The following is a 24,499-nucleotide window of genomic DNA, read 5'->3' on the forward strand; positions in this document are numbered from 1 at the left end:
ACCCGCGAAAGGCCCCCGGCAAGTCCGAAACGGTGGAGCCACATGTAGCCGTCACCCCGGGGCCATATCAGGCTGTCATAACCAAGTGCGTATCGTCCGGATAGTTCATACGTCGAGCTTGCGGTGGAGATCTTCGGGATGCTCGCTGACGCGACACGTGTGCGGATTGTCCTCGCGCTGGAGGATGCGGACAAATTTTCCGTCAGCGCTCTCGCCGAAGTGATCGACAAGTCGCCTGCCGCCGTCTCGCAGCAACTTGCCAAGCTGCGCCTGGCTCGCATAGTGGCGACGAGGCAGGAGGGGCAGAAGATCTTCTACCGGCTGGAGAACGAGCACGCATCCCGGTTGGTGGCCGATGCCATCCTCCAAGCCGAGCATTCTCTCGGCGGCAGCCCCCGCCATCACCATGCAGAGCATTGTTGTTGTTTTCAGCGGCACGCACCGACGGAGTCACCTCCCTCGCGGTCGTCGGGGGAATCGGAGTGCTCCTCGGCTTCCCCCTCGCCGACCCCATCGTCGGACTGATCATCTCGCGGCGATCTTCATCCTCCTGATCGGCACTATCCGCAGCGTGGGCCGGCGTCTCCTCGACGGCGTAGAACCCGAACTCGTCGACAAGGTCGCGCGCGCACTGGCCCACGTCGAGGGGATCGAGCATGTCGACCGCATCCGCATCCGCCTTCGCTGGAACGGGCACCGGTTGGAGGGGACGGGATCCTGACCACGCGCCAGCCATAGCGCGCTCCGATTGTTGGACGGAGGGCCCAGGTGTTGGCCGGAGGGCCCAGGCCAGGCGTTGAGGCGGCGGGAGCAGCAGGGGCCTCGTTGAGAAGCTGCCTACTTTCGCGGCGTCAGTCACCAGCGGGCCGCTCACTTCCACGCCCCCTGCTGTCGAGGGGCCGAACAGATTAGGTCAGTAACTGCTGTATAGTCATCGCATGCTGACTATAGCGTCCCGTCTCGATGTGATGAACCGGCTCGGTCGGGCGATGGCTGATCCGACGCGCTCGCGTATTCTGTTGACCTTGTTGGACGGCCCGGGGTATCCCGCAGAGCTCTCGCGAGATCTGGAACTGACGCGCACAAACGTCTCGAACCATTTGTCGTGTTTGCGGGGGTGTGGTCTGGTCGTGGCTACCCCAGAGGGTCGCCGCACCCGATACGAGATCTCTGACCGTCACCTGACCCGCGGCATTAGGCACCTGCTCGACGCAGTGGTCGCGGTCGACGAGGGCACGCCGTGCGCCGATGACGCGTGCGAGTGTTGTGAGAGCATCGGGTCACTCGACTCGGTGGTGACCGGGGTGACCCGGTGAGCGAGGAATGCTGCGGTCCGGGCGAGTCGCGAAAGACCGGCACGGTGCGACGAGTTGACCTGCACCGGCCCGCGGCGACGGACGCTTGCTGCGCACCACGCGAGCCGGGCGGCCCTGCTACGAAGGTGCCTGCGGACGAGGGTGACGCGTGCTGCGGCTCGGACCCTGCACGGACGGTGCTCCAACGCAACGGCGAGGATGAGGAGGTCCGCCCGGCGTGGTGGCGCGACCGTGCGCTCCTGCCCTCCGTCCTGTCGGGTGTGTTCCTGTTCGTCGGGTACATCTTCGAGTGGTCCGGGCTCGACATCCCCGCGGTGGTGTTGCAGTCGGCCGCATTGGTGGCGGGTGCGTACACGTTCGTTCCCGGTGCTGTTCGTCGGCTTCTCCGCGGCCGCCTCGGGGTGGGACTGCTGATGACGATCGCCGCGATCGGGGCTGTGCTTCTCGGCCATGTGGGCGAGGCGGCGACGCTTGCGTTCTTGTTCTCCCTCGCCGAGGCCCTTGAGGACCGTGCGATGGACCGGGCAAAGGCGGGGCTGCGCGCTCTCCTCTCCCTGATTCCGGAGACGGTGCGCGTGTCACGTCCGACCGGTGATGTCACGATCCCCGCAGCGGAGGTGCGCGAACTCGACATCCTCGTGGTGGGTGCCGGTGAACGTGTCGCCACCGACGGCGTGGTCGTGGAGGGCCGGTCGAGTTTGGACACGTCCGCCGTGACGGGCGAATCCATTCCGGTAGATGTCGGGCCCGGCGGGACGGTCGTCGCGGGTTCCGTGAACGGGGCGGCGACGCTGCGGATCGAGGCGACCGCCGATGGTCGCGACAACTCGCTGACGCAGATTGTTGCTCTGGTGGAGCAGGCTCATGCTCGGAAGGGAGACCGGGCGCGGTTGGCCGACCGTATCGCCCGCCCGCTGGTGCCTGCCGTGCTGATTGCCGCTGCCGCGATCGTCGTGTTCGGGTTCATCGTGGGGGATCCCGGGACCTGGATCGAGCGCGCCCTGGTGGTCCTCGTCGCCGCGTCGCCCTGCGCTTTGGCGATCGCGGTTCCGGTGACGGTGATCAGCGCGATCGGGGCTGCGTCAAAATTCGGTGTGGTGATCAAGTCGGGTGAGGCGTTCGAGCAGTTGGGCACGATCCGTACGGTGGCGCTGGATAAAACCGGGACGCTCACCCGCAACGAACCCACCGTCACGGACGTGCGACCCGCGTCGGGCGTTACCCGCGAGGAACTTCTGACCTGGGCTGCAGCGGTCGAAGCGACCAGCACGCACCCACTGGCCAGGGCGATCACCCAGGCCGGACCGGGAGCTGCATCCGCGACTGACGTGGTGGAGGAGGCCGGCCACGGTGTCACTGGCGGGGTAGGCGACCGGGTCGTGCGCGTCGGCAACGCCCGCTGGCTGGACCCCGGCGTGCTCCGCGTCGCCGCGGAGGAGATGGCAGCGCGCGGCATGACCGTTGTTGTCGTCGAAGCAGACGCACAGCTCGCCGGTCTGATCGGGGTGCGCGACGAGCTCCGCCCGGAGGCGCCGGAAACGGTCCGGATGTTGCACGCGCAGGGCATCGACACGATCATGCTCACCGGTGACAACAACCGCACCGCGCACGCGATCGCTGAGGAAGCCGGAATCACCGATGTCCGGGCCGAGCAGCTGCCGAGAGACAAGGCCGACGCGATCGCGGCGCTCGTAGCGGCGCGTCCGACCGCGATGGTCGGTGACGGTATCAACGACGCCCCGGCGCTGGCTACCGCAACCGTCGGGATCGCCATGGGAGCGAAAGGCTCCGCGGCGGCGATCGAATCTGCCGACGTCGCCTTCACCGGCCACGATCTCCGCCTCATCCCCAGCGCCCTGGCACACGCCAGACGCGGACGGCGGATCATGACCGCCAATATCGGCCTTGCGCTGGCGATCATCGTCGTGCTCTTCCCTCTCGCGCTATTCGGGGTGCTGGGGCTTGCCGGGGTCGTCCTGGTTCACGAGATCGCGGAGCTGATCGTCATCGCGAACGGCGTTCGCGCTGCGCGTCGCCCGGCACTCGTTCGCGGCATGACCGAGTTGGACGACTCCCAGCCCGCAGTCGCCCCGACGTCCTGAACCCGCCGATCAGCTGAGGCCGGAGTATGAATGCAGGCCTTTGAAGAAGATGTTGACGATGGTGAAGTTGAACAGCACGGTCGCGAACCCGATGATGGACAGCCAGGCGGAACGCGTGCCGCGCCATCCGCGGGTCGCTCGGGCGTGGATGTAGCCGGCGTAGAGCACCCAGATGACGAACGTCCATACCTCTTTGGTGTCGAAGCCCCAGTAGCGTCCCCACGAGTCGTTCGCCCAGATTGCGCCGGCGATGAGCGTGAAGGTCCAGAACATGAAACCGACAATCGCGAAGCGGTAGGAGAGCGATTCCAGGGCGTCGGAACCGGGGAGCGTGCGCAGAAGTCCAGGGCGGCGAATGTCGGCATCTGATACCGCCGAGGCTCGCGTCTCGCGGCGCGCTTGCAGCAGCTGAACAATTGATATCCCGCATGCGATCGCGAAGAGTGCCGTGGCAAGGGACGCGACGAACACGTGGATCACCAGCCAGATGCTCTTCAGGGGATCCATCAGCGGGACGACCTCCACGTAGAAAGCGACCGTCGCCCCACCGAGAAGAAGCACGACTATTCCGATGAGGAATGCACCAAGGAAGCGGAGGTCATACCACCGGAGGACGATGAGGAATACCGCCACGATCAACAACGTCCCGGTGAGAGCGAATTCGTACATGTTCGCCCAGGGAACCCGCTCGGCCGCGATTCCACGCAACACGGTGCCTACCGCGTGGAACAGAAACCCGAGGAAGGTGAGCGCTGTGCCGATGCGAGCCCACAGCAGCCGGGGCCGCAGTCTCGGCGGCACCCGCAGGTCATCGATGGCTCCTTGTTCGGCGGCGGCAGTATCGGCGGCGCTGTGCCGGGGGACGTTGGCGCCTGCCGCAACGAGCACGGGGACATGTTCGCGCAGAGACACCGAGTCGGTGCGAGAGGCGCGCAGGGCCAGGTCAATGGTGAAGGCGATGAAGGCTAGTGCGTAGGTGGCTATTGCCGTCCACACCAGCAACAAGGAGATCCCATCGAGGGATAGAGGCTCTGTTCCGGACATGGGATTGTTCCTATCGGTAGGTGCGAGGTCGGTTACGGAGACGGCGAGTGAGTCCAAACAGGATCAGCCCGGCTCGGGCCCTGGTCAGGAGGAGCGCGTTGAGCCCGGCGCCGACGACCGACGCCGGCGTGAGGCCGGTTCGGACCGCCGACATCGGAACCGCCGTCCACAGTGGCAGCCCCGCACCGATGCTGGCCCGCGCGGCTGCCGTCGGCGCGTCGGGTGAGGCGAAGGTGAGCGAAAGCATTCGTCAGGTGCCTTTCTCGCGGAGGGTTTCGAGGTAGGCGTTGTACGCGTCCAGATCGGGGTCGCCGTGTGCGTCGGCATACCGGGCAGCCGCCGCACCGCGTGTGGTGTCGTCGCGGTACCAGCGATGCATGACGAACAGGAGCATCAGCAGGGTGGGTGCTTCTCCGTACGACCAGGCCAGCCCGCCCGCGATTCTCTGATCTTCGAGGGGGTCGACGCCCAGGGCGAGGCTGGACGCGGCGAAGGTGTTGATGAGGAGGCTTCCCGAGATCATCAGGAATACCCCGAAGAAGGCGTGCAGCGCGGCTTCCGCGAAGACGTCGAGGGCTCGTCCCGCGTGATTGAGGCGCACGGGCAGCGGGTCCGCCGAGAGTACCGGGATGGTGAACAGGATCCCCGCGATGAGAAAGCCGACCTCGAGGCCGAGATGACCGCCGGGCAACGCGAGGATGAGGTCGGCGAAGTCGGCCAGGTAGAGGCCGTAGAACGCGAAGAGATACAGGGGTAGCGCGACCCAGGGGCTGAGAAGCCACCGCGCGAATCGGCTGCGTAGCCCCGCATGCGCGATCTGAAGGACCGACCGACCGACGCCATCGTGGGGGGTGGACCGCAAGAGGAGTGTGCCCGGTGAGCCGAGGACCAGCAGCGGCGGGATCGCCATCATGAGCGTGAGTTGCTGGAACATGAACACGGAGAACAGCGCGTATCCGTAGGCCTCGACGCCGAGCCCGGTGATGGCGGCGAGGCTGGCGCATCCGAGCAGGAAGCTCACGGTTCGCCAGATCGGCCAGCGCCGCCCCCGTACCCACATCCGGATAACCCCCAGAAGGTAGGCGGCGGCAAGAATCGCCGCGACAAGCGGCAGCAGCGGGAACGGTAGCGGGACAGGGGAAAGGAACCCCATCAACGTGGGCGGTACGTCCGGGATCCAGTCCGTCATGGGCGTGTGGCTGCGTTCGGCAGGTCGGAATAGGCGGTGGCGTGTCGAGATGCGAAGTCGGTGACGGCGCGGGAGAGAGCCGGGTCCTCTCCCCGCGCGAGACCGGCGTAGTCGACGTGAACCCCGTCCGGCGTGAGGTGAGCTTTGACCCAGAGGCGTCGGCGCGGGACGAACAGTCCGGCGAATAGGCCCAGGAGGGCGAGGATCGAGAACACGAGTACCCAGACGCCGCTGGGGTCGCTCTGAATCTGGAGGGACGCGAACCGTTTCACGGGCTCGCCGACCTGTTCCGTGTCGTCCTCCCAGGTGACGGTGCCCCACCCGTTGGGGAGATCGGCGGTGGCTCCGGGGGTGAGTTCGAGGGAGTCCAGGCCGGAGTCGCCCCCGGTGAGTTGGGTCAGACTGCCGACGTCGAGGGTGTACACCGACCGGGGTGTGCCGTCGTCGATGCCGAGATCGCCGCTGAACACATTGAGGGTGAGGACCGGGTTTACCACGTCGGGGTAGATCGAGGTGAACGCGCCTGAGGGCAGCACGCCCTGTGTGGGGTAGAAGAAGCCGACGAGGCCGACCTGCTCCGGCAGCCCGTCCGGAATCTTGATGATCCCCAGAGAGGTCATTGCTGTGTCCTGTGGGAGGAAGGGCTGGGACTCGCTGTAGACCAGCTCGCCGTCGGGGTTGCGGATGGAGAGGGTGGGTGCGTAACCGTTGCCGAGGAGGAAGACCCGATCCCCATCGACCGTGATCGGGTAGTTGACGAGCACGCTTTCGGTGTTCTCCTCGTCTCCGGGTGTGCGGACGGTGACGTCTGCGGAGAAGTCCCCCGCCTGTCCGGCCCCGGGCGTGCCGGGCAGGCGGTACGAGACCTGGAAATCGTCGAGGGTGAGCGAGTACGGAGCGAGTCCGGTCCCGTCTACGAACCGACCGGGATTGAAGGACGAGTAGTCGCTGAGCGCGTTGACGAACGTGGTTCCTTCCACCACGACCCGCTGGCCGGTATAGGCGAATCCGGTGCCTATGGCGACCGAGGTGAGCACACCGACCAGGGCGAGGTGAAACAGCAGGTTGCCGGTCTCACGCAGGTAGCCACGCTCGGCCGACACCGACGCCCCACCGGCGCCGTCGTAACGGTGCACGCGATAGCCGGCGCGACGCAACTGACGCTCTGCAAGGTCGATCGCGAACCCCGCGGCGTCCGGGCTTCGCTCGACGATAGGCAGGATCGCTTCCTGGTAGGCGGGGAGTCGAGACAGTCGCGCAGGGGTGCGGGGCGGCTGGGAACGCAGCGCGGTGTAGTGGTGCTTCGCGCGCGGGATCACGCAGCCGATGAGGGAGGCGAATAGCAGAAGATAGATCGCGGAGAACCACGGCGACGAGTACACATCGAACAGGCTGATTGCGTCGGCGAGGGGGAAGACGTCGGGGTTGTTGCGCTCCCACTGGATGACGCCATTCGGGTCGGCGCTACGCTGCGGAAACAGCGAACCCGGGACGGCGGCGATTGCGAGGAACAGCAGCAGCACGAGGGCGGTCCGCATGCTGGTCAGCTGTCGCCACGCCCATCGCAGCCACCCGACGATCCCGAGAGCGGGACTGGCGATCTCGTCGCGGTCGGTGTCGGCGTGATCGGCTGGGCGCAGCGGATCGACCGCGGTGTTAGAGCGGGACGGGGACATTGATCACCACCTGTTGCAGCGCCGACATCAGCACGGTCCAGAGCCCGGTCACCATCAGCAGCCCCAGCACGACCAGCAGGGCCCCACCGACGATGTTGAGGACGCGGATGTGGCGGCGGAGGATCGACACGGAGCGTGAGGCCCATCCCCAGCCGAGCGCGAGCAGCAGGAAGGGGATGCCGAGCCCCAGTGAGTAGGCAAGTCCGAGGAGCCCCGCGCGGGCAGGATCGCCAAGGTTCCACGACATCGACAGGATCGCTGCCAGTGTGGGGCCGATACAGGGCGTCCACCCGACACCCAGTGCGAATCCGAGGAGAGGAGCACCGATCAAGCTGGCCCGGCCTTGGATGCGGGGCCTCAGGGTGCGTTGTGCGATGCCGAAGAAGCCAATGAACACCAGCCCGAGCGCGATCACCACCACGCCGAAGATGCGGGTCAGGACGTTCGTGTACTGCAGCAGCAGGTAACCGAACGTACCGCCCAGAATCGTCACACTCACGAACACCACCGTGAACCCCGCGATGAACAACCCCACGCCCACCAGCAGGCGGGCACGCTCCGCGGTGGCCGTCCGCGCATTCGCGTCAGCGGATGCACCGCTCTCTGCCGAGGTGCCACCGAGGTATCCCAGGTAGCCCGGCACGAGCGGCAGCACGCATGGCGAGACGAACGAGACAAGACCGGCGAGAACGGCGATGGGTATCGCCACCCACAGGGCACCATCGAAGACCACCTGACCAGGATTCACGACGAGTCCTCTGCCAGAGCGCCGTCAACGAGGGTGGACAGGATGGACGCGCTCGCCAGCTGCCCGATGATCCGGGCGGCCACGCGTCCGTCACGATCCAAGACGAGCGTCGTCGGGGTGGCCTGAATGGGAGTGAGCTGCGCGAACGCGAGCTTGACCCGCCCGTCATTGACATCGATCACGCTCGGGTACGTGACGTTGTTGTCTTGCGCGAAGGACAGCGCCGTAGCGGGCTGATCGTAGGTGTTCACTCCGAGAAAAGCGACGCCCCGTTCCTGATAGTCCTGCGAAACCTCCTCGAGAAACGGCGCCTCGACGATGCACGGCCCGCACGCGGCATACCAGAAGTTCACCACCAGCACACCACCCCGGTAGTCGTCGCTAGACACCGTCTCGCCCGTCTCGGTGACCCCGTCGAACACCACCGGATCGCCGCGGTCGGGCTCCGGGATCTCTACGACCTGAAAGTCGCCGGAGATGTATCCTTTCTCGCTCCCGTTCCGGTACTGCTCTGCGAGAGCATCATTTGCGGCGCATCCCGAGAGCACGATGCCGAAGGCGAGCAGCGCGGCGGTCCATCCGATTCGCTTGTGCGGACTCATGCGCGCGGCACCTTGATGAGCACGCCTGCGACGAGGAACACAACCGCCGCGACGAGTTGGGCGCTCGCCCAAACGGGGCCCGTGAATGGCAACGGGAACACAGGATTCCAGATCACGGCGATAGCGAGGAATGTGGGTGTCCACCACCACTGGCGCGCCTGGATCGAGAACCATCCCACGATGGCAGCCATGATGGCGGTCACGAACAACACCAGGGTGAACCAGTCGTTCCCCATGAGGACGGGAGCGACGAAGAGAACAGCCGCAGCGACCAGCCCGGGGGCGAACGCGTTCCGCTGGAAACGGGCTGCGACACGCGTCTTCTCACTCATGCGGTCACCGTCGCCTCGGGCTCGTTAGCAGCTCGATCCGCGGCAGGGACTTCGCGGGTTCGCTGAGAGCGACTCAATAGGGCGAGGGCGAGCACGATTGCACCGGCGCCGAGGGCAATATCGGCGAGATTGCCGATGAAGAGGTTCCCGTACGCGAGAAAGTCAGTCACCTGACCGCGCGCGAAACCGGGGGGTGAGAACAGTCGGTCGATCAAATTTCCGAGCGCGCCCCCGAGAATCAGCCCGATGCCCACCGCCCACCCGGCGCTGCGAGCATGCGTTGCGGTGACGACGAGGAACACCGTGGCGATCACGCCAAGCAGCGTGAGCAACCAGGTTGCTGAGGATCCGAGGGAGAGGATCGCCCCGGGGTTAAACGCCAGTTGCAACCCGAGCAGGTCACCCAGGATGGGTATCCGCTCCGTTTCGCTCAGCCCGGCGATGACGGCCGCTTTCGTTACCTGATCCACCAACACGACTACTGCGGCGACGACGAATGCCATCGCGAACAGTCGCACCCGGTCACTTCTCATGGGACGCGTCCTCACTCGTGGACTCGGCACCCTGCTGAGCCCGCCGGTCGACCGCTTCCTCGCTGCGGAGTCGACGTTCGCGGGTGACCTTGAATACCACGATCAATCCTACTCCAAGGATGATGACCCCGGTGAGTACGGCGAGGATCGGCAGGAGTGCTGCACCCCCGAACGGTGCGTTGCTGCCGGTGGTACTGCTTGTCACGGCCATGGTTATGGACGGTTCGGGCGTCTGGTCTGTCGCGCTCGCGCCGGGGTTGCTCGTGTCGGCTTGGTTGGGTTCGACCGTGTAGGTGTACTCGCCGCTGATCGGGTGCCCGTCGCCGGAAACGACCCGCCACAGAACGGTAAAGGCGCCATCCGGTGGGTTGGGTGCCAGGTGTTGCGTGATCGCGGTGCCACTGACAATCGGGGCGTCGGTAGCGATGTTCTCGCCGCCGGCGGAGGTCACCTCGATGACCGCTGACTGCATGTCAGAGATGAGCTCGCCGCTGAAAGACAAGGTGATCTCATCCGGCGAGACGGCGACGGTTGAGTCTGACTCCGGGAACGAGCCCAGCAGATCGTCGTGGGCCTGTGCTGGGCTCGCGACTGTGAGTGTGATGCCAGTCCCGAGAAGGACTGTCGCGATGACAGAAAAGAGGTAGCGGCGGGTTTTACGCATGGGCGGTGTGCTCTCCGGGGTGTGATTGCGGTTCGATCTGGAAGGTGGAGTGCTCGATGCTGACCGGGAAGTGCTCGGCGACGCACTCCTGCAGGTCCTGCAGCATCCGTGCGGACTGCTCCGGGGTCAGGGTGTCGTCGACGACGACGTGCGCGGTCAGGGTGGGAAGGTCGGTCGAGACCTGGGAGGCATGGAGGTCGTGCACGGAAACGACATGCGGAAGCCCGAGGATGTGTCGACGCACCTCGCCGAGATCGAGGTCGGGCGGAGTGGATTCCAGCAGCACGCTGCCGGAGGCGCGCAGCAGGATGACCGTGCGGGGGATGATCAGCAGGGCGATCAGGATGCCCGCGATCGCGTCAGACCGGTACCAGCCGAGAGTGGCTATCAGGATGGCGCTGGCGATAACGGCGACCGAGCCGAGGGCGTCGTTGACGACCTCGAGGAACGCGGCGCGCATGTTCAGGTTCTGTTTGCGGCCGCTCATCAGCACCAGCAGCGACGCGACGTTGGCGGCGAGCCCGACGATGCCGAAGAACAGCAGGCTGCCCGACGCGATCTCGGGCGGCTCGAACAATCGGCGGATGCCCTCGACGAGAGCAAAGATCCCCACACCCAGGAGCAGTGCGGCTTGGGCGAGCGCGCTGAGCACTTCGGCGCGCCGCAGCCCCCAGGTGTGCCGATCGGACGGGGGGCGGTTCATGAGGCTGGCGGCGGTAACCGCCATTGCGAGGCCGATCACGTCGGTGAGCATGTGCCCGGCGTCGACCAACAGCGCGAGGCTGCCGGTGATGATCGATCCGATTACTTCGATCACGAACACCGACAGGGTGATCGAGAATGCGATGAGCAACCTCTTGCGCGGGGTTGTCTCCCCGGTGTCGTGGCTGTGTCCTGCGCCCACGGTTCGCTCCCTTCAGCAGCGGCGGATGGTCATGAGGCTCCGGTTACCGCTTGCGCGATCGCGTCTTCGAGGTCGTTCCACTGCTGAAGTTCCAGAAGTTCCCCGTCCACGAAGAACGTCGGGGTGCTGCTGACGCCGAGCGCGCGGCCCTCCTCGAAGTCCGACTGCACCCGAGCCAGCGTCGCGGGGTCTGCGACTGTGGCGTCGTAAGCAGCGAGGTCGAGCCCCAGTTCCTCCGCAAAGCCCCGGAACACGTCGGCGCGAGACTCCTGCGCTTCCCCCCACTCGGTTTGAGTTTCGAACAGCCGTTTGTACATCTCCTCGAACTTGCCCTGTTGCGCGGCCGCTTCCGCCGCGAGCGCGGCGTTCGTGGAGTTGGTGTGCCCGGGCAGCGGGAAGTAGCGGATGACGTCGGTGATCTCGCCGTCGAACTGTTCCCGCAGGTCTTCCACGATCGGGTAGAACGCGCCACACGCTTCACACTCGAAGTCCAGGAACTCCACGACAACGACCGCGCCCTCACCTCCGTCGTCTACGACATGCGAGTCGGGTTGCACCACCGAGCCAAGCCCGGCGTCGCCCGTAGGGGACGAGGGCTCGTTCTGGTTCACGAGGGCATAAATGATTCCGGCAAGCACCAGAACGACAGCGACAGCGATGGCGATCAATGTCGCCTTCACGGGGGTTTTCACGAAGCAAACTCCACACACTCAACACACGCACGGCATAGAAGCGGATGCCTCCGGCGGACGGCCGGAGCGAGGCGCCCTCAGAAAGACGGCGCAGCGAGTATCAGGTTCGAGAAATGCTCAATTGTGTAAGTGAAAGAGCAACTTTGCGCGGCAGGGGCGGTGCAGGGAGGAGCACGCGTGTCATCGCGAGCGCTGCGCTGGCGTAAGTTGGCCGCCCCCGCGAATGGAACCAGTTGGTCACCATCAGCACGAGAAGAAGCCCGCACAGCACCACAAATGCGCACACCGCTATTCCCAACAGTGAGTCGGTGCCCAAGTATGTGCTGCCGATGGTCTGGACGGCCGGGGCGGGCGCTTCGACGTGTGAATCGATCAGCTCGACGCTGAGAGGAACCGGCGCACCAGCTTCCGGCTCGGAGCGAGTCGACGCCCACGCACCGAGAATAAGAAAAAATGCGAGCGTCGCACTCGTAATGATCTTTGTTATCAACATGCGCTCGGACAACATTCTCGACGGTCGGGAGGGCACCGGAGCGATCATGTCACCCTTACGTTATCAACGTTTATTGGTGTGCCGACGGTGCCCCGGCTTAGATGCGTATTCACGACGCGATCAGGGTCACCCATGACACGCCGAAATCCTCCGACGCGAGCACTCCTCGGTCATCGGCCACGAGAAGCACTCCGAACTCGTCCAGATAGCTGAACGCCTGCGCCGTACCCGAGAGAGTGCCTCCGGAAACCCATTCCGCAGAAGGTCCGTCCTGGTAGCGAACCGTGCCGGCGAGGTCGACTCCGACGAGGCCCCCTTCGTTCCGGGCAGCGATGACATACATCACGGGCGCCCGGGGATCGGTGGCGAAGCTCTCGCCGCGGTCAGAACTCACCGCTAGCCCCGCTTCCGTTGTCGCGTATAGCGTGCCTCCGCTGCCGGGGGACACGACAATGTCGCGGGCCTGCACGGTGGGAAGGTCGACCCACGTCTGGCCGCCGTCGTCGCTGCGGCGCAGCGCCTCCCCCTGCAGTCCGTATATGGTTTTGGATTCCTCCGACACGGCACTCAGATCGTGAAAATCCGCTACCCCTGCAAGGGACACGCTCCGCCAGGTGAGGGCGCCGTCGTCCGATTGAACTAAACCCACGTTCGGACTGCCGAATCCCTCCGGTGTCGTGGGCCCAGGGTGCCCGGAGGCGTAGAGAGTGTCGGCTGTCGAGGTGATGCCCATTGCATCGAATTCCCACCCTCCGACAAGCTTTGTCAACTCACTATTTCCATCTACGGAGGCGAGACCATAAATGCCGGCGTGGGTGGCGATCAAGATGCCGTCGCCGCCGGGATTGCCGACTATGCCATGGACGTGTTGGAGCGCCGTGAGGTCTTCCGGTGTTGTTGCGTCGGGTGAGTTGCTGCAGCCGACGAGCGTCAGCGTGGCGACGACGACTGTGACAGCGTGGCGAAGATGTTGAGTGCGGCCTCGCTGAGAGCGATGTTTAGGCGTGCGAGTCATGAGCGCTTTCTGGCGAAGAGAGGTGGGCGAGGGGTCGCCCGTTTCACGGCGACCCCTCGCAGATGGCAGATGGTTACGGGCGCGAAGCGCCTAGAGCTGCGTGAGCAGCTGCTCCATCTCCGCAATCTCCGCTGTTTGGTCGTCGATGATCTTCTGGGCCAGTTCCACGGCGTCCGGGTTCTGCCCGTCCGTCAACTCCGCTTGCGCCATCTCGATTGCTCCCTTGTGGTGCACGATCATCTGCTCGAGGAACAGCGAAGATGCCTCCGGTCCCGACGCACCTTCGAGAGCGGTCATATCCTCTTCCGACATCATCCCGCCCATGCTGTCCATGGAGCCCATAGAACCCATCGTCTCCCGGCCCCAAGACGCAAGCCAGTCGTTCATGGTGTCGATCTCGGGCTGTTGCGCGGCCTTGATGCGTTCGGCGAGGGAGACGACCTCAGGCGCGACGTCGCTTTTCGCGAGGAGAACGTCGGACATTTCGATCGCCTGCTGGTGGTGCATGATCATCTCCATCGCAAAGGTAGCGTCGGCGTCGTTGAAATCGACATCCGTAGCCTCCGCGGACATGCCTGTCGATGGGTCGTTGCCATTCATGCCCTCCATGCCCTCCATACTCGTGCCGGTGCAGCCGGCGAGAAAGAGTGCTGTGGCAAGTGTTCCTGCGGCGAGCAGGGTGGATCGAGTGCGCATTTCTTATCCTCAAGTTCAGTTTTGGTGTGGGTGAAGCCGCGCTCAGCGCGGGACTGCGTTGTGGCAGCTACCCGTTCACGTTCGACTGATGGAGAGGACGTTCAGGTCAGGAGGCGCGGGCGGCGCAATGTCTTCAACCCGGTGCTTGATCTCGGGAGCGACGAGGTGCCGCGGGAGCACGCTCATGGCCTTGGGGCGAACGCCGACGAGAAGAGCACCGACCATCAGGGCCACCACGCACATGAGCATCGTCATCATGTCGCCTGACGGGCACGCTGGCGCGCAGTCTTCTGCGGTTTCTTCGTGATCTGTTGGCGCGGGATTGTCGTGCGGCAGAGATTCCGAGGCAGCAGCGTGTGCCTGGGTAGCGGGCATCGAGTGGTCGGCGATTTCGCCCATCCCATGCATGGACAGCAGTCCGACGATCATGAGGGCGACGCCTATGATCGCGAGAAGAAGGGCTCGGACATACCCGACACGGCGAGTGAGGGCGACGCGCAGACGCATCACGCTCATGTGCGAAACCTTTCCCCGGATCCGATTATCGGCGGTAATACCGCCACGGGGTATCGTACATTCGATTTCTGATGAGTTGGCGGGTGTCGGCGCCTGGCTGCCAAGTCAGATAGAGATGCCGCGCTCGCTCATGAACGGTTCGGGGTTTATTCGTTGCCCGTTCCGCCACACTTCGAAGTGCAGGTGGCAACCCCGCGACAGTCCGGATTTCCCTTCCCGCGCAACCAGCTGGCCCGCCGCGACCTGTTGCCCGTAGCCCACCAGAATCCCGCCCTGCTGAAGGTGCGAGTAGGCCGTCAAGATGCCACCGCCATGATCGATGCGGACGTGCTGGCCGAACGCTCCGTATGTTCCGGCGTATGCAACACGACCCGCACTCGCCGCAAAAACGCCAGCCCCGCAGCCCGTCGCCATGTCAGTGCCGTAGTGATATCCGGTGCAATAACCGTTCTCGCAAATTGTCGCGCGCGCTCCGTAACGTGACGTCGGTCGCCCGCCGGACGGTCGCGCCCAACCCGACTGCCCGATCTGTCCGCCCCCGCCCCCGCCCCCGCCCCCGCCTCCGCCTCCGCCAGCCGCAGCCGCAGCCGCTGCCGCGGCTGCGCGCCGTGCCTCTTCCTCCGCGCGGCGTCTCGCTTCCTCCTCCGCGCGGCGTCGAGCTTCCACGCCGGCTTGGTAGTCCGCCACGGTTCGTGCAGTGGAATCCTGAAGTGCCGCGAGCTGAGCCTCCAGGACGACCAAGTTGGTGGACTGTTCGTCCAAAGCCTGCTGAGCGGCGTTGGCTGCGGCCTGCGACTCTTCCATTCGCTGCGAAGCGAGCTGCTTGAGTCGATCGCGTTCGTCTCGCGCGACCGCGGCTTGATCGCTGAGCGACTGTGCCGCCCCGCGCGCGAGGCTGGCATCGGCGAACGCATCGCGGTTTCGCTGCAGAAGCTTGTCAGCCCTGCCCAACCTGCTCAGTAGCTGGTCGGCGTCACCGGCATCGGAAAAGAACAATCGCAACGACGTGTCGTCGCCACCCGATCGATACATTTCCGCTGCAACGCGGCCCGCCCTTTCCGAAGCAGTCGCTGCGACAGCGGCCTGGGCATCGGCCTGGGACTGGAAATCATCCGCCCGCGCGACCGCAGCAAAGTACTCCTCCTCCGCGAGGAAGAATTCTTGAGACGCTTCCTCTGCTGCTGCCTGCGTCCGTGTGACGTTGGCGTTTAGTGTTGCGATGAACCCTTGAATGCGCGAAATTTCGGTGGCTTTCGCGGCTTCGTTGGCACGGGCGCGCTGCACATCGTCCCAGGTGGGGTACGCCGCAGCGAAGGCCGGAGCGGCCACCCCAAGCGATGCCGCGGCGAGCAGCCCGAGCGCTCCAATGCGTACGAAGCCGCGCCGTCCCAACGTGTGCCTGACGCGCGCATCGTCGAGATGACGGAGTTCTTCCGCGGATGGCGCACACCCGCAGTCCACGGTGGGAAGCGCCACCGGCGGGAGGGAGCGGGACATTCGACTTCTCCTAGGGCGGGGCGATGGGACACGGGAAACGTTCGCTACCCTTACACCGATCGTCGAGCGCACGTGTTCGGACACGCCGAATAGGTGCAGTCGGCACCTAACGGGGTGTGGTTCACAGGAAAGTCTCGGACGGAGATCTTGTACGCTGGCCGAAGGTCATCACGATCATGTAACGAGCCCGGCGGCAGGAAGGCGCGAGTGAACATTCTTCGCGACGGCACACGCACGCAAGGCGCGACGCTCTGGCTTGTCACTCTCGTGTCGCTCTTCGTGCTCCCCCTTCTGGCGATGCATGCAGGGGGCGAGAGTGAGCACCGCATCGCAGGATCGTCGGAGGTTTCCCTTTCGCAGAGCATTGTGGACAACCCGATATTGCCCTCCGCATCGGGCAGTTCGTCTTCCGTTGCTGAACCCTGCGATTCGAATTGCTCATCCAACATGGGTGACCTGCTCGCGTGCATGGTTGTTGCGGTCTGCGCATTTGTTGCTGCATTAGGTCTCGGGCTCGCTCGGGCCTCGCGCCGATTCTGGCTGTCGACACGTCTGGTTCCCCCTTCAGGGGCGGGTTACCGTGCAGGGGTGATCCTTCCCAGCGGACCCGATCTTCACGTCCTCTCGATCAGTCGGACCTGAGCACACCCGTTTCACCACGGTGCTCGTTGCGCCCACACCGCGTTTCTTTCGGCGCTGGGACGGCGTGAGCCAAGACCGGTCTGCCTCATGATCCGCGACCGCGTCACGAGTGATCCGCCACATGGATTTTCTCGCTCTTCTTCCGCGCCGGTGCGCGCGACATAGTCACCTTCCGGAATGCTCAATGCTCTCATCCTCAGACCCGTCCATGCCCGCTACCTCACCGACCCGCCGAAGCATCAGGGAGAGCGAAAAGGAGCGGCGGAGATTGCCGCCATCGGCGCCACCCAACTCTGCGCTCGCCGTGATGCGTCGTTCGTCGTTCCGGCGACAGATTGTGTCGGCGACCGCGATGTCGTCCGCGATGGCTCTAGCGTTAAGTTTCGCTCTTCCCGCCAGCGGCGCCTCATTCCCGGCATCGGTGTCGAGCGACACGGCGGAAGCACGTGGCTCCGCCGGTGAGGCCCAATCGCTCGACCTCGACATCCAGGTGACAGGCGCGCCCCTCGACCGAGGAACGTACGTCAGCGCGAGCGCGATCACGACCGGCGTGTATGCGCAGACAGCATCCACATTCGTCAACTACAGCGGCGCGATCCAGTGGCCGTTTCTGACCGGAGTTCCTATCAGCAGCGGGTTCGGATGGCGCGCATCACCGTGCCCCGGTTGCCCGCAAGATCACAACGGGATCGATATGAACCCGGGCGCCGGTTCGGCGATCCAAGCGGTCGCCGATGGCGTCGTACGGGAAGCGTCGTCCAGCGACAGCAGCCAGTGGGGGGTGTACGCGATCATCGACCACGTCGTCGACGGTGAGAAAATCAGTAGCCTGTACGCACACATGGCAGTCGGGACGCTGGCTCTCCGGCCCGGTGATTCGGTCAGTGTCGGTGACCTCGTCGGCAAAGTCGGCGATACCGGCCTGAGCGGAGGCCCCCACCTCCACCTCGGTATAATGCGTGCCGACGGTACCTACATCGACCCCTACGCGTGGCTTTCGGCAAAGGTGAAGCCGTGAACGCCGGCGGGCTGATGTTCACGGCGGGCATTCCCAGCCCCTCCATCAGTTCTATCGATCTCGGCGTCTTCGAACTTCGCTTCTATGCGCTCTTCATCATTCTGGGGATTGCTATCGCCACGTGGCTGGCTTCTCGGCGCCTCGAACGGCGAGGTGGCGCCCGCGGCGTTGTCGTCGACATCGCGCTGTGGGCAGTTCCTTTCGGAATCGCCGGTGGACGCGCCTATCATGTGATCACCCATCCCAACGACTATTTTTACCCGGGCGCTGATCTGTGGCGCGTGCTCTATGTCTGGGAGGGGGGACTCGCCATCTTCGGTGCCGTCCTCGTCGGGGGCGCTGCCGCGATGATCGGATGCCGCATCGCGGGAATCCGGTTCCTGTCCTTCGCCGACGCACTCGCGCCGGCCATGCTCATCGCGCAAGCAGTGGGTCGGCTGGGGAACTACTTCAATCAAGAGCTCTACGGCCTTCCAACCACTCTTCCGTGGGGGCTTCAAATCGACCCGCAGAGCGCCGCTTTCCCGGAGGGTTTGCCGCCGGGCACGCTCTTTCACCCGCTCTTTCTGTACGAGATGTTGTGGAATCTCGCAGGCGCCGCGACAATCCTTCTTCTGGAGCGTCGCTATGACCTGAGGTGGGGCAGGGCGCTCGGCGTCTACCTGCTCATCTACGGCACGGGCAGGGCATGGTTGGAATCCATTCGTATCGACCCCACCGAACTCGAAATCTGGGGCGTCAAGATAAACGTGCTCACAGCGCTCGTCGTCGCGATTGCCGGCGTGGTTCTCGTCGTTGTCCAAGCGGCCCGGCACCCGGAGCCCGAACCAAGCGTTTACCGACAGGGCCGCTCCCCGAAAACCGCTTCAAGCGACCAGGAGAGCGGCCACACTCTCGAGAGTGAGAGGCAATCCCACCGCTCAACCTTCGTAGCGTCCGCCTCCGACCCCCGCGTGGCGGGCGATAACCCCCCAGGACCGTGACCATCCCGGTCCCGCTCGAGGCGGTTCGCCCCCGCCACGCGAAGTTGGCGCGGCGACGGGCGCCCCGATATGCCTTCCTGAGGACTCTGGCTCTCGGCGCACTGGGGGGTTCTCTCACGACGCTCGCGTTCCCTCCCGTCGGGTCTTGGCCCTTCGCGCTCGTGGGTGTGGCGCTGCAGGTCTGTGTTCTGACAGCACCTCGGATGACCCATGCGCTGGCGGGAGCCGCGGCGGGAGCGGCATGTTTCTGGGGCATTCATATTGTCTGGTTGACGACCTATCTCGGTCCCGCACCCTGGGCAGCACTCGTCGCGTTGCAGGTGCTCATGTCGGTGGGCGCCGCCGCAATCATGATCTCCGGGTGGAGGACGATTGAGGAGTGGATTCCGGGAGACGTCACCCGGATGGTGGTGGTTCCCGTGCTGGTGGGAGCGGCATGGGTCGGACGCGATTTCGTTACCGGGAACTGGCCGTATGGTGGCTTCGCCTGGGGTCGAATCGCCTACAGCCAGGTGGACGGCCCATTGCGCGACCTACTGCCGTGGGTCGGGGTTGCCGGAACCACTTTCGCCGTTGTCATAATGAGCACGATGGCCGTGCAGGTCGCGCGTTCGCGCAGATTGGGGTCCGCGTCCGCTCCACTCGTACTTCTCGTCGTTCTTTTAGCCGTTCCCTCTTTCTCCTTCAATGAGACGGGAAGTATGCGGCTCGGTGCAGCGCAGGGCAACTCGGATGCCGGCATCTTCAACGCCAGCGCGCCGGGAAGGATTTTTGTCGATCATATGCGTGCGACGCAACCGCTCTACGGCGAAGATCTCGATCTTCTGATTTGGCCTGAGAATTCGGTTGATGTTGACGTCGCGCGAACCGCCGAGGTTCAAGCCTCACTCGACGGCATCGCCGATCGGGTGAGCGCGCCTATCCTTTTCGGCACGCTGACGGTGGACGACGGTCAGGTGTTCAACAGCGCACTGGTCTGGCGCGCGGGCGAGGGAGTAGTCGAACAATATGACAAGAGGTACCCGGTCCCCTTCGCCGAATACCTTCCGGACCGCGCAGTTTGGTCAAGTCTCCTGCCGTTTGTTCCGTCGCTGATTCCTGTCGATATGACCCCCGGCACGACAGGCGCCACCGTCCGGGTGAACGGCGTCCCGATCGGTCTGGCACTCTGCTTCGACATTGTCTCCGATCAGCTCGTCCGGGAAACCATCGCGGAGGGGGCCGAGATTCTGATCGTCCCGTCCAACAATGCTGACTTCGGTGATTCGGCTCAGGGTGCGCAGCAGCTCGCCATCGCACGCGTCCGCGCCATGGAGACGGCTCGATCCGTGGTGAACGCGTCCACCGTGGGATCATCCGCGATCATCGGGCCCGACGGCGCCGAGATCGCCACGATGGCACCATTCACAAGTTCCGCCATGGTCGCCGAGGCGCCGCTATCCGACTCGGTCACCCCAGCGATGGCGGTAGCACCATGGTTCGACCGGATCGGCGTGGGCGTCCTCGTTGTCCTATGCGCGGCGGGTGCGGTGGCTGGATTCTCGTCCAAATCATCCCGCCTGAGCACGATTCCGCTGAGGCACGGATGATTCGTGACTCGCTAGCACGATGCCTGCGGCGATTGGAAGGTGCCGTGGACTTGACGCACATACGCAGTGGCGAGGCCGGGCGTCGGGGCAGGCGCCCAGCCTCCGCTCCTTTCCTGATTCTGCTGGCGGTGTCCCTGATCGTCGGTCTCGTCGCAATACACGCGCTTGCCTCAGAGGGTTCCGTCGACGCATCGAGTCCGCTGGTCGTTTCGGCGGAGCACCCAGGGCCAGCAGGCGGGGTCGATGCCGCGGCATGTTCTGGTGTGTGTAGCGAAGCGATGATGTCGTCTTCCGGAAACCTGTGGATGGCGATACTCGCGTGCGGGATGATTCTGCTCAAACCGATCTGGCGCCGATTCCGTAGTGCTTTCCCGATCGGAATGCGTCGACGGCCGGTGAATGCGCCTGAACGTGCAGTCTGGCATGAACCGCCAGCGGCGCGGCCTGACTTGATCTCGCTAGGCATTCAGCGGACATGAATCCCGCGCACGACCCGTGCGTTGCGGAGGTCATGACGCGCTGTCACCGCGTTCCGACTGCACGTCTGGCATCATCGCCTCGCTGCGTCTTCGACCACCCGCTGTTCGTGTCGGGACATTGATCGCCGACGTGCAGCACTTGTCGTCGCAGCACGTTCGTGCTGCACACGCCCACACAAGCAAGGATCACTTATGGACACGCCGCGTAGAGAGCCCACCCAAGAAGAACTCCAGAAGCGTTACCGCCGCCGCCGGATATACCTTCGCACAGGCCAAATCATCATGATTGTGGGAGCAGCGGTCGGCATCACTCACTGGCTCGCGCATTTGGAAGCTTTCGGGCCGGCTCAACCGGAAGGCTGGGTCGACCTCGCCGCAGGGTATCCCGCCGCCGCGCTGCTCGTGATTCTCGGGGCGGTGGTGGCCAGCCGCAGGGCGTCCTGACGGCTCGGGCGCCGGCTCATTCTCTTTGCACTTGAGAGGGTCCGCTTCATGACTACGGGGGCCTTCCGCCGATCTCGCCTCGCTGTATTTCCGCACGATGTTGGAGTGCGTTGGACGCATCCGTGGTCGGCTCAGTCGTCGGAAGGCTCACCCGAGCGAAAAGCCGTTCGTCGCGTCGATTGGAGCACAACGAGCCCCGGCTGATCCATATCGACACCGACAACATTGCCCGCGTCCCCCGGCGGCGGGCGGAGACTTCACGGCCGAGGGACACGGCCGGCGGCTGACCGCCCCTGCTCCACGACTACGTCCACACGCGATCGACGATCATTCCCTTCTCGCGTACGCCGAGGTCCACGACGACGAGAAATGCGTCACCGCGGCCGGGTCCCTCGACCCGCAGAGCATCGCCTGCCTCGTGATGACGGAGGGCGAGTGGCCTTGACCCCGGGGAGTGGACACCTCACAAGAGAGAATGTTCGCTATGGCAAGATCACGTCGGGAGTTCACTCCTGAGTACAAAGACGAGGCTGTGAAGCTGGTTTTAACGACTGGTAGAGCGGTCGCGACCGTGGCTCGCGAGCTCGGGATCAACGAGGCCACGCTGGGCCGGTGGGTGGGCGCGTTCAAGGCGCGTAGCGAGACCGGGCAGGCCGAGGTGACGGAGTCTGAGCGGGCTGAGTTGATGCGGCTGCGCAAGGAGAACGCGGATCTGAAACTGGATCGGGCGTTTCTAAAAAAAGCGTCCATCTTCTTCGCCCAGGAAGCGTCGGATACGAACGGCAAGCGTTCGAACTGATGCTGGCGGAGAAGACCAACTTCACTATCACCCGTATGGTCCGTCTCCTCGAGGTGTCCCGGTCCGGTTACTACGCCTGGGCCGGACGGGTCCCGTCGCGTGCGTCGCTTCGGCGGGTGCACATTGAGCAGAAAGTCACGTTCTTCTACGGCGATTCCGACGAAACCTATGGGACCCCCAGGATCCTTGCCGACCTGCGCGCGGACGGGGAGATCATCTCCCGCAAAACCGTTGCTGCGACCATGCGGCGCCTGGGATTGGTGGGTATCTGTCCGAAGAAGTGGAAGACAACCACGATCATCGACCGCGCTGACGCCTACCCCGTCGACGCGGTGAAACGGAAGTGGGATACCGGGGCTCTGAACCAGGTCTGGGTGGGCGATATCACCTACCTGAGGACCTGGGAGGGGTGGGTGTATTTAGCGACCGTCATCGACGCTCACAGCCGCCGCGTGATCGGCTGGGCCATCGCTGACCACATGCGCACAGACCTGATCGAAGACGCCCTCAGGATGGCCTTGGCACTGCGCGGGGACCGCCCAGCGACGGTGATCTTCCACTCGGATCGCGGCACCCAATACGCGTCCGAACAGATCACCCTGTTCGCGGCGAAGAACGGCATCACCCGGTCGATGGGATACACCGGCATCTGCTGGGACAACGCCATGGCCGAGAGCTTCTTCGCGACCCTGAAAACCGAGTTCTACTACCGCCGTGTCTGGCCCACCCGAGCCCGCGCGATCCAAGGCGTCGCAGAGTGGATCGAGGACCGCTACAACCGCCGCCGCCGGCACTCCGCGATAGGGCAGGTCACCCCAGTGGAGTTCGAAATGCAATACTCATCACAGGCCGCACAGATCCAACTCGCCGCTTAACCCGTGTCCACTCTCCGGGGTCAAGGCCAGAGAAAGATGGGTGGGGCGATGTTGGTGCGCGGGCGCATGACGCTGCCCGCCTCCCTTCTTCCTCATGGTCGGGAAATCAGCACCGGACCTGACTCGTGCCACTTTAGTGCCCTGTGTCGGCGGCGATCGTGTCGAGGATCGCCGCGGCGTCGGGTCCGGGCGGTGTTGTTGCGGTGATGTCGTTCCCGGCGATGCGGATGGTGACGTCTCGGAGGGGCCGGAGGGTGCGGACGAGTCGACGGATGCTGACCCCTGTGGTGTCTTGCAGGTGGCGTGAGATGGCGAGGGCGGTGAACACGATCGTGAGGTGGGCTTGGATCGAGTCGTGCTGATGGTGGAACATCGGCCTGGCTTGGAGGTCAGTTTTCGCCATCCGGAACGATCGTTCGACCTGGAACAGCTCGTGTACGCGGCCACGACCTCGCGCCCGTCGAGCCGGATCGCGGGGATGTTGCTGACGTAGCCCTTCAAGCCAGCGACTTGCCGGGCCCGATCCACCAGGGTCTGGTCGATGTCTCGGCTGCTGCCGGTGAGTTTCACGAACCGGTCCTTCTTCACCGGCCTGGTTCCGTCAACGACCTTCTGCGCGCGTTCGACCTGCTTGTCCAACGTGTGGTTATCCCGCCGGTCGCGTTTCGCTGAGTAGTGGTAGACGATCCGCCGCTCACGCGCGTTCGGCCCGACCCCCATGATCCGTTTCGATTCGAGGGTTTCCCCGTCGTGGAGAGCGGTCCCGATGGTGAAGTGTTCGATGAGGTCGTCGGGGGCTTTACTGATCCGGGACCCGACGATGAACGAGAACCCGGCATCTTCGAGCGCGTTCAGATTCGAGGCGGAGAGCATCCCCGCATCGGCAACCACGACGATGTCTTTGACACCGTGGCGGTCTTGGAAGGACCGCAACACCGGGAGGAGGGTGGTCGTTTCGCCGGTGTTGCCGGTGAACGCGTGGACCTCCAACGGGAACCCGCCGGGGGTGACCAGCAGCCCGACGACGATCTGCGGGTCCACGCGGCGTTCTTTGCTCATCCCGACCTTGCGGAGATCGTCCTCGTCTTCGGCTTCGAAATACAGGGTCGTGACGTCGTAGAGCACCAGGGACAGTTCCCCCGCCTTCGTGGCGTGAGCGTAAGCGGCGCGGGAGACCTGGTCACGCCAGTCCTGCTCAACACAACGGGCCAGGGTCCGCCAGATCGTCCGCAACGATGCCGCCGGAACGCCGAGCTCACCGAGGACACGGATCGTGTCTGCTTTCGACGTCGGCTCCACCGCCCGAGCGAGCACGAGTTTCCGGAACGTGTCGTCGCCCACGACGTCGAACCCGAGCCGAACATACGCACCCTCGAGCACCTCCCAAAGCACACGCGAGGAACTGCCTGTCACGATCGGCGCCGCCGTCACCGGCGACGCCGGGCCCAGCGCGTCCAGATCGAACGCGAGCTGCCCGGCCTGAATCCGGTCCTTCGCGATCTGCACCAGCACGGCGAGCTGAGCGTCGTCATGCGCGGAGCCGATGTGTTCCACGATCGTGCGGACGCCGCGGTGCTTCCGCACGATCTGCACCGCCGTCGCGCCCGAGGAAGTTGGCACCTTCCGCACGAACAAGCCCATCCGAGCAGTC

General features: G+C 64.7%; 23 protein-coding genes and 3 pseudogenes. 9 read left to right on the forward strand and 17 right to left on the reverse strand.

Annotated features, from left to right (window positions below; all coding sequences use genetic code 11):
• Positions 1 to 138 precede the first annotated feature (138 nt).
• The 4 genes and pseudogenes from ACT9TC_RS11125 to ACT9TC_RS11140 all read left to right on the forward strand — a co-directional run bounded on the left by ACT9TC_RS11125 (position 139) and on the right by ACT9TC_RS11140 (position 3,418).
• A complete protein-coding gene (locus ACT9TC_RS11125) occupies positions 139 to 525 on the forward strand; it encodes an ArsR/SmtB family transcription factor (RefSeq protein ID WP_458042918.1) in 387 nt (128 codons plus the stop codon).
• A pseudogene (locus tag ACT9TC_RS11130) lies at positions 435 to 709 on the forward strand (cation diffusion facilitator family transporter); the annotation flags it as partial. The gene ACT9TC_RS11125 and the pseudogene ACT9TC_RS11130, both read left to right, overlap by 91 nt.
• Before the next feature lie 229 nt (positions 710 to 938).
• On the forward strand, positions 939 to 1,316 hold the full coding sequence (gene cmtR, locus ACT9TC_RS11135) for a Cd(II)/Pb(II)-sensing metalloregulatory transcriptional regulator CmtR (protein ID WP_458040566.1): 378 nt from the start codon (positions 939 to 941) through the stop codon (positions 1,314 to 1,316).
• A gap of 176 nt (positions 1,317 to 1,492) precedes the next feature.
• Positions 1,493 to 3,418, forward strand: coding sequence for a heavy metal translocating P-type ATPase (locus tag ACT9TC_RS11140; RefSeq protein ID WP_458040567.1), 1,926 nt, complete (start codon positions 1,493 to 1,495; stop codon positions 3,416 to 3,418).
• A gap of 9 nt (positions 3,419 to 3,427) precedes the next feature.
• Here the strand turns inward: ACT9TC_RS11140 and ccsB are convergent, their stop codons facing one another.
• From ccsB to ACT9TC_RS11220, 16 genes are all read right to left on the reverse strand, one after another.
• Complete coding sequence (ccsB, locus tag ACT9TC_RS11145) at positions 3,428 to 4,462, reverse strand: c-type cytochrome biogenesis protein CcsB (protein ID WP_458040568.1); 1,035 nt, start codon at positions 4,460 to 4,462, stop codon at positions 3,428 to 3,430.
• Positions 4,463 to 4,712: 250 nt separating this feature from the next.
• A complete protein-coding gene (locus ACT9TC_RS11150; protein ID WP_458040569.1) occupies positions 4,713 to 5,651 on the reverse strand; it encodes a cytochrome c oxidase assembly protein in 939 nt (312 codons plus the stop codon).
• Positions 5,648 to 7,327, reverse strand: a complete 1,680-nt coding sequence (resB, locus tag ACT9TC_RS11155; protein WP_458040570.1) for a cytochrome c biogenesis protein ResB — start codon at positions 7,325 to 7,327, stop codon at positions 5,648 to 5,650. Before resB ends, ACT9TC_RS11150 begins: the two co-directional genes overlap by 4 nt.
• On the reverse strand, positions 7,308 to 8,075 hold the full coding sequence (locus ACT9TC_RS11160) for a cytochrome c biogenesis CcdA family protein (protein ID WP_458040571.1): 768 nt from the start codon (positions 8,073 to 8,075) through the stop codon (positions 7,308 to 7,310). Before ACT9TC_RS11160 ends, resB begins: the two co-directional genes overlap by 20 nt.
• Positions 8,072 to 8,677, reverse strand: coding sequence for a TlpA family protein disulfide reductase (locus tag ACT9TC_RS11165; protein ID WP_458040572.1), 606 nt, complete (start codon positions 8,675 to 8,677; stop codon positions 8,072 to 8,074). Before ACT9TC_RS11165 ends, ACT9TC_RS11160 begins: the two co-directional genes overlap by 4 nt.
• Positions 8,674 to 9,009 carry a DUF6804 family protein gene (locus tag ACT9TC_RS11170; RefSeq protein WP_458040573.1) on the reverse strand — a complete coding sequence of 112 codons (336 nt, stop codon included), beginning with the start codon at positions 9,007 to 9,009 and terminating at the stop codon, positions 8,674 to 8,676. The genes ACT9TC_RS11165 and ACT9TC_RS11170 overlap by 4 nt, the downstream gene beginning before the upstream one ends.
• Positions 9,006 to 9,542 carry a signal peptidase II gene (locus tag ACT9TC_RS11175; protein WP_458040574.1) on the reverse strand — a complete coding sequence of 179 codons (537 nt, stop codon included), beginning with the start codon at positions 9,540 to 9,542 and terminating at the stop codon, positions 9,006 to 9,008. The genes ACT9TC_RS11170 and ACT9TC_RS11175 overlap by 4 nt, the downstream gene beginning before the upstream one ends.
• Entirely contained in the window at positions 9,532 to 10,206 is a 675-nt protein-coding gene (locus ACT9TC_RS11180) for a copper resistance protein CopC (RefSeq protein ID WP_458040575.1), read from the reverse strand. Before ACT9TC_RS11180 ends, ACT9TC_RS11175 begins: the two co-directional genes overlap by 11 nt.
• Complete coding sequence (locus ACT9TC_RS11185; protein ID WP_458040576.1) at positions 10,199 to 11,110, reverse strand: cation diffusion facilitator family transporter; 912 nt, start codon at positions 11,108 to 11,110, stop codon at positions 10,199 to 10,201. The genes ACT9TC_RS11180 and ACT9TC_RS11185 overlap by 8 nt, the downstream gene beginning before the upstream one ends.
• A gap of 29 nt (positions 11,111 to 11,139) precedes the next feature.
• Complete coding sequence (locus tag ACT9TC_RS11190) at positions 11,140 to 11,802, reverse strand: DsbA family protein (RefSeq protein ID WP_458040577.1); 663 nt, start codon at positions 11,800 to 11,802, stop codon at positions 11,140 to 11,142.
• Positions 11,803 to 11,902: 100 nt separating this feature from the next.
• Positions 11,903 to 12,343 carry a hypothetical protein gene (locus ACT9TC_RS11195; protein ID WP_458040578.1) on the reverse strand — a complete coding sequence of 147 codons (441 nt, stop codon included), beginning with the start codon at positions 12,341 to 12,343 and terminating at the stop codon, positions 11,903 to 11,905.
• 61 nt (positions 12,344 to 12,404) lie between these two features.
• Positions 12,405 to 13,310 carry a WD40/YVTN/BNR-like repeat-containing protein gene (locus tag ACT9TC_RS11200; RefSeq protein ID WP_458040579.1) on the reverse strand — a complete coding sequence of 302 codons (906 nt, stop codon included), beginning with the start codon at positions 13,308 to 13,310 and terminating at the stop codon, positions 12,405 to 12,407.
• A 90-nt stretch (positions 13,311 to 13,400) separates the two neighbouring features.
• A complete protein-coding gene (locus ACT9TC_RS11205; RefSeq protein WP_458040580.1) occupies positions 13,401 to 14,006 on the reverse strand; it encodes a DUF305 domain-containing protein in 606 nt (201 codons plus the stop codon).
• 75 nt (positions 14,007 to 14,081) lie between these two features.
• Positions 14,082 to 14,522 carry a DUF6153 family protein gene (locus ACT9TC_RS11210; RefSeq protein ID WP_458040581.1) on the reverse strand — a complete coding sequence of 147 codons (441 nt, stop codon included), beginning with the start codon at positions 14,520 to 14,522 and terminating at the stop codon, positions 14,082 to 14,084.
• A gap of 105 nt (positions 14,523 to 14,627) precedes the next feature.
• Positions 14,628 to 16,019 (reverse strand): M23 family metallopeptidase, encoded by a 1,392-nt coding sequence (locus tag ACT9TC_RS11215; protein WP_458040582.1) that lies wholly within the window; start codon positions 16,017 to 16,019, stop codon positions 14,628 to 14,630.
• Between the two features lie 807 nt (positions 16,020 to 16,826).
• Positions 16,827 to 17,096 (reverse strand): hypothetical protein, encoded by a 270-nt coding sequence (locus ACT9TC_RS11220; RefSeq protein WP_458040583.1) that lies wholly within the window; start codon positions 17,094 to 17,096, stop codon positions 16,827 to 16,829.
• Here ACT9TC_RS11220 and ACT9TC_RS11225 point away from each other — a divergent pair.
• The 5 genes and pseudogenes from ACT9TC_RS11225 to ACT9TC_RS11245 all read left to right on the forward strand — a co-directional run bounded on the left by ACT9TC_RS11225 (position 17,083) and on the right by ACT9TC_RS11245 (position 22,848).
• Complete coding sequence (locus ACT9TC_RS11225) at positions 17,083 to 17,679, forward strand: M23 family metallopeptidase (protein ID WP_458040584.1); 597 nt, start codon at positions 17,083 to 17,085, stop codon at positions 17,677 to 17,679. The two genes, ACT9TC_RS11220 and ACT9TC_RS11225, sit on opposite strands and share 14 nt — an antisense overlap.
• A complete protein-coding gene (lgt, locus tag ACT9TC_RS11230) occupies positions 17,676 to 18,662 on the forward strand; it encodes a prolipoprotein diacylglyceryl transferase (RefSeq protein ID WP_458040585.1) in 987 nt (328 codons plus the stop codon). Before ACT9TC_RS11225 ends, lgt begins: the two co-directional genes overlap by 4 nt.
• Positions 18,659 to 20,251, forward strand: coding sequence for an apolipoprotein N-acyltransferase (gene lnt, locus ACT9TC_RS11235; RefSeq protein ID WP_458040586.1), 1,593 nt, complete (start codon positions 18,659 to 18,661; stop codon positions 20,249 to 20,251). Before lgt ends, lnt begins: the two co-directional genes overlap by 4 nt.
• A gap of 671 nt (positions 20,252 to 20,922) precedes the next feature.
• Positions 20,923 to 21,174, forward strand: a complete 252-nt coding sequence (locus tag ACT9TC_RS11240) for a hypothetical protein (RefSeq protein WP_458040587.1) — start codon at positions 20,923 to 20,925, stop codon at positions 21,172 to 21,174.
• Between the two features lie 475 nt (positions 21,175 to 21,649).
• A pseudogene (locus ACT9TC_RS11245) lies at positions 21,650 to 22,848 on the forward strand (IS3 family transposase).
• Positions 22,849 to 22,981: 133 nt separating this feature from the next.
• Here ACT9TC_RS11245 and ACT9TC_RS11250 read toward each other — a convergent pair.
• Positions 22,982 to 24,489, reverse strand: a pseudogene (locus tag ACT9TC_RS11250) (IS1634 family transposase).
• Positions 24,490 to 24,499 lie beyond the last annotated feature (10 nt).

The sequence above is a fragment of the Microbacterium sp. HM-570 genome (assembly GCF_054165885.1).

What these genes read in the sequence shown, in the direction of transcription:
- ACT9TC_RS11210 (WP_458040581.1), bottom strand. Translation starts at nt 14,522, where the DNA reads ATGAGCGTGATGCGTCTGCGCGTCGCCCTCACTCGCCGTGTCGGGTAT.
- resB (WP_458040570.1), bottom strand. Translation starts at nt 7,327, where the DNA reads ATGTCCCCGTCCCGCTCTAACACCGCGGTCGATCCGCTGCGCCCAGCC.
- ACT9TC_RS11195 (WP_458040578.1), bottom strand. Translation starts at nt 12,343, where the DNA reads ATGATCGCTCCGGTGCCCTCCCGACCGTCGAGAATGTTGTCCGAGCGC.
- ACT9TC_RS11240 (WP_458040587.1), top strand. Translation starts at nt 20,923, where the DNA reads ATGGACACGCCGCGTAGAGAGCCCACCCAAGAAGAACTCCAGAAGCGT.
- ACT9TC_RS11200 (WP_458040579.1), bottom strand. Translation starts at nt 13,310, where the DNA reads ATGACTCGCACGCCTAAACATCGCTCTCAGCGAGGCCGCACTCAACAT.
- cmtR (WP_458040566.1), top strand. Translation starts at nt 939, where the DNA reads ATGCTGACTATAGCGTCCCGTCTCGATGTGATGAACCGGCTCGGTCGG.
- ACT9TC_RS11150 (WP_458040569.1), bottom strand. Translation starts at nt 5,651, where the DNA reads ATGACGGACTGGATCCCGGACGTACCGCCCACGTTGATGGGGTTCCTT.
- ACT9TC_RS11180 (WP_458040575.1), bottom strand. Translation starts at nt 10,206, where the DNA reads ATGCGTAAAACCCGCCGCTACCTCTTTTCTGTCATCGCGACAGTCCTT.
- ACT9TC_RS11125 (WP_458042918.1), top strand. Translation starts at nt 139, where the DNA reads ATGCTCGCTGACGCGACACGTGTGCGGATTGTCCTCGCGCTGGAGGAT.
- ACT9TC_RS11165 (WP_458040572.1), bottom strand. Translation starts at nt 8,677, where the DNA reads ATGAGTCCGCACAAGCGAATCGGATGGACCGCCGCGCTGCTCGCCTTC.
- ccsB (WP_458040568.1), bottom strand. Translation starts at nt 4,462, where the DNA reads ATGTCCGGAACAGAGCCTCTATCCCTCGATGGGATCTCCTTGTTGCTG.
- ACT9TC_RS11170 (WP_458040573.1), bottom strand. Translation starts at nt 9,009, where the DNA reads ATGAGTGAGAAGACGCGTGTCGCAGCCCGTTTCCAGCGGAACGCGTTC.
- ACT9TC_RS11215 (WP_458040582.1), bottom strand. Translation starts at nt 16,019, where the DNA reads ATGTCCCGCTCCCTCCCGCCGGTGGCGCTTCCCACCGTGGACTGCGGG.
- ACT9TC_RS11205 (WP_458040580.1), bottom strand. Translation starts at nt 14,006, where the DNA reads ATGCGCACTCGATCCACCCTGCTCGCCGCAGGAACACTTGCCACAGCA.
- ACT9TC_RS11175 (WP_458040574.1), bottom strand. Translation starts at nt 9,542, where the DNA reads ATGAGAAGTGACCGGGTGCGACTGTTCGCGATGGCATTCGTCGTCGCC.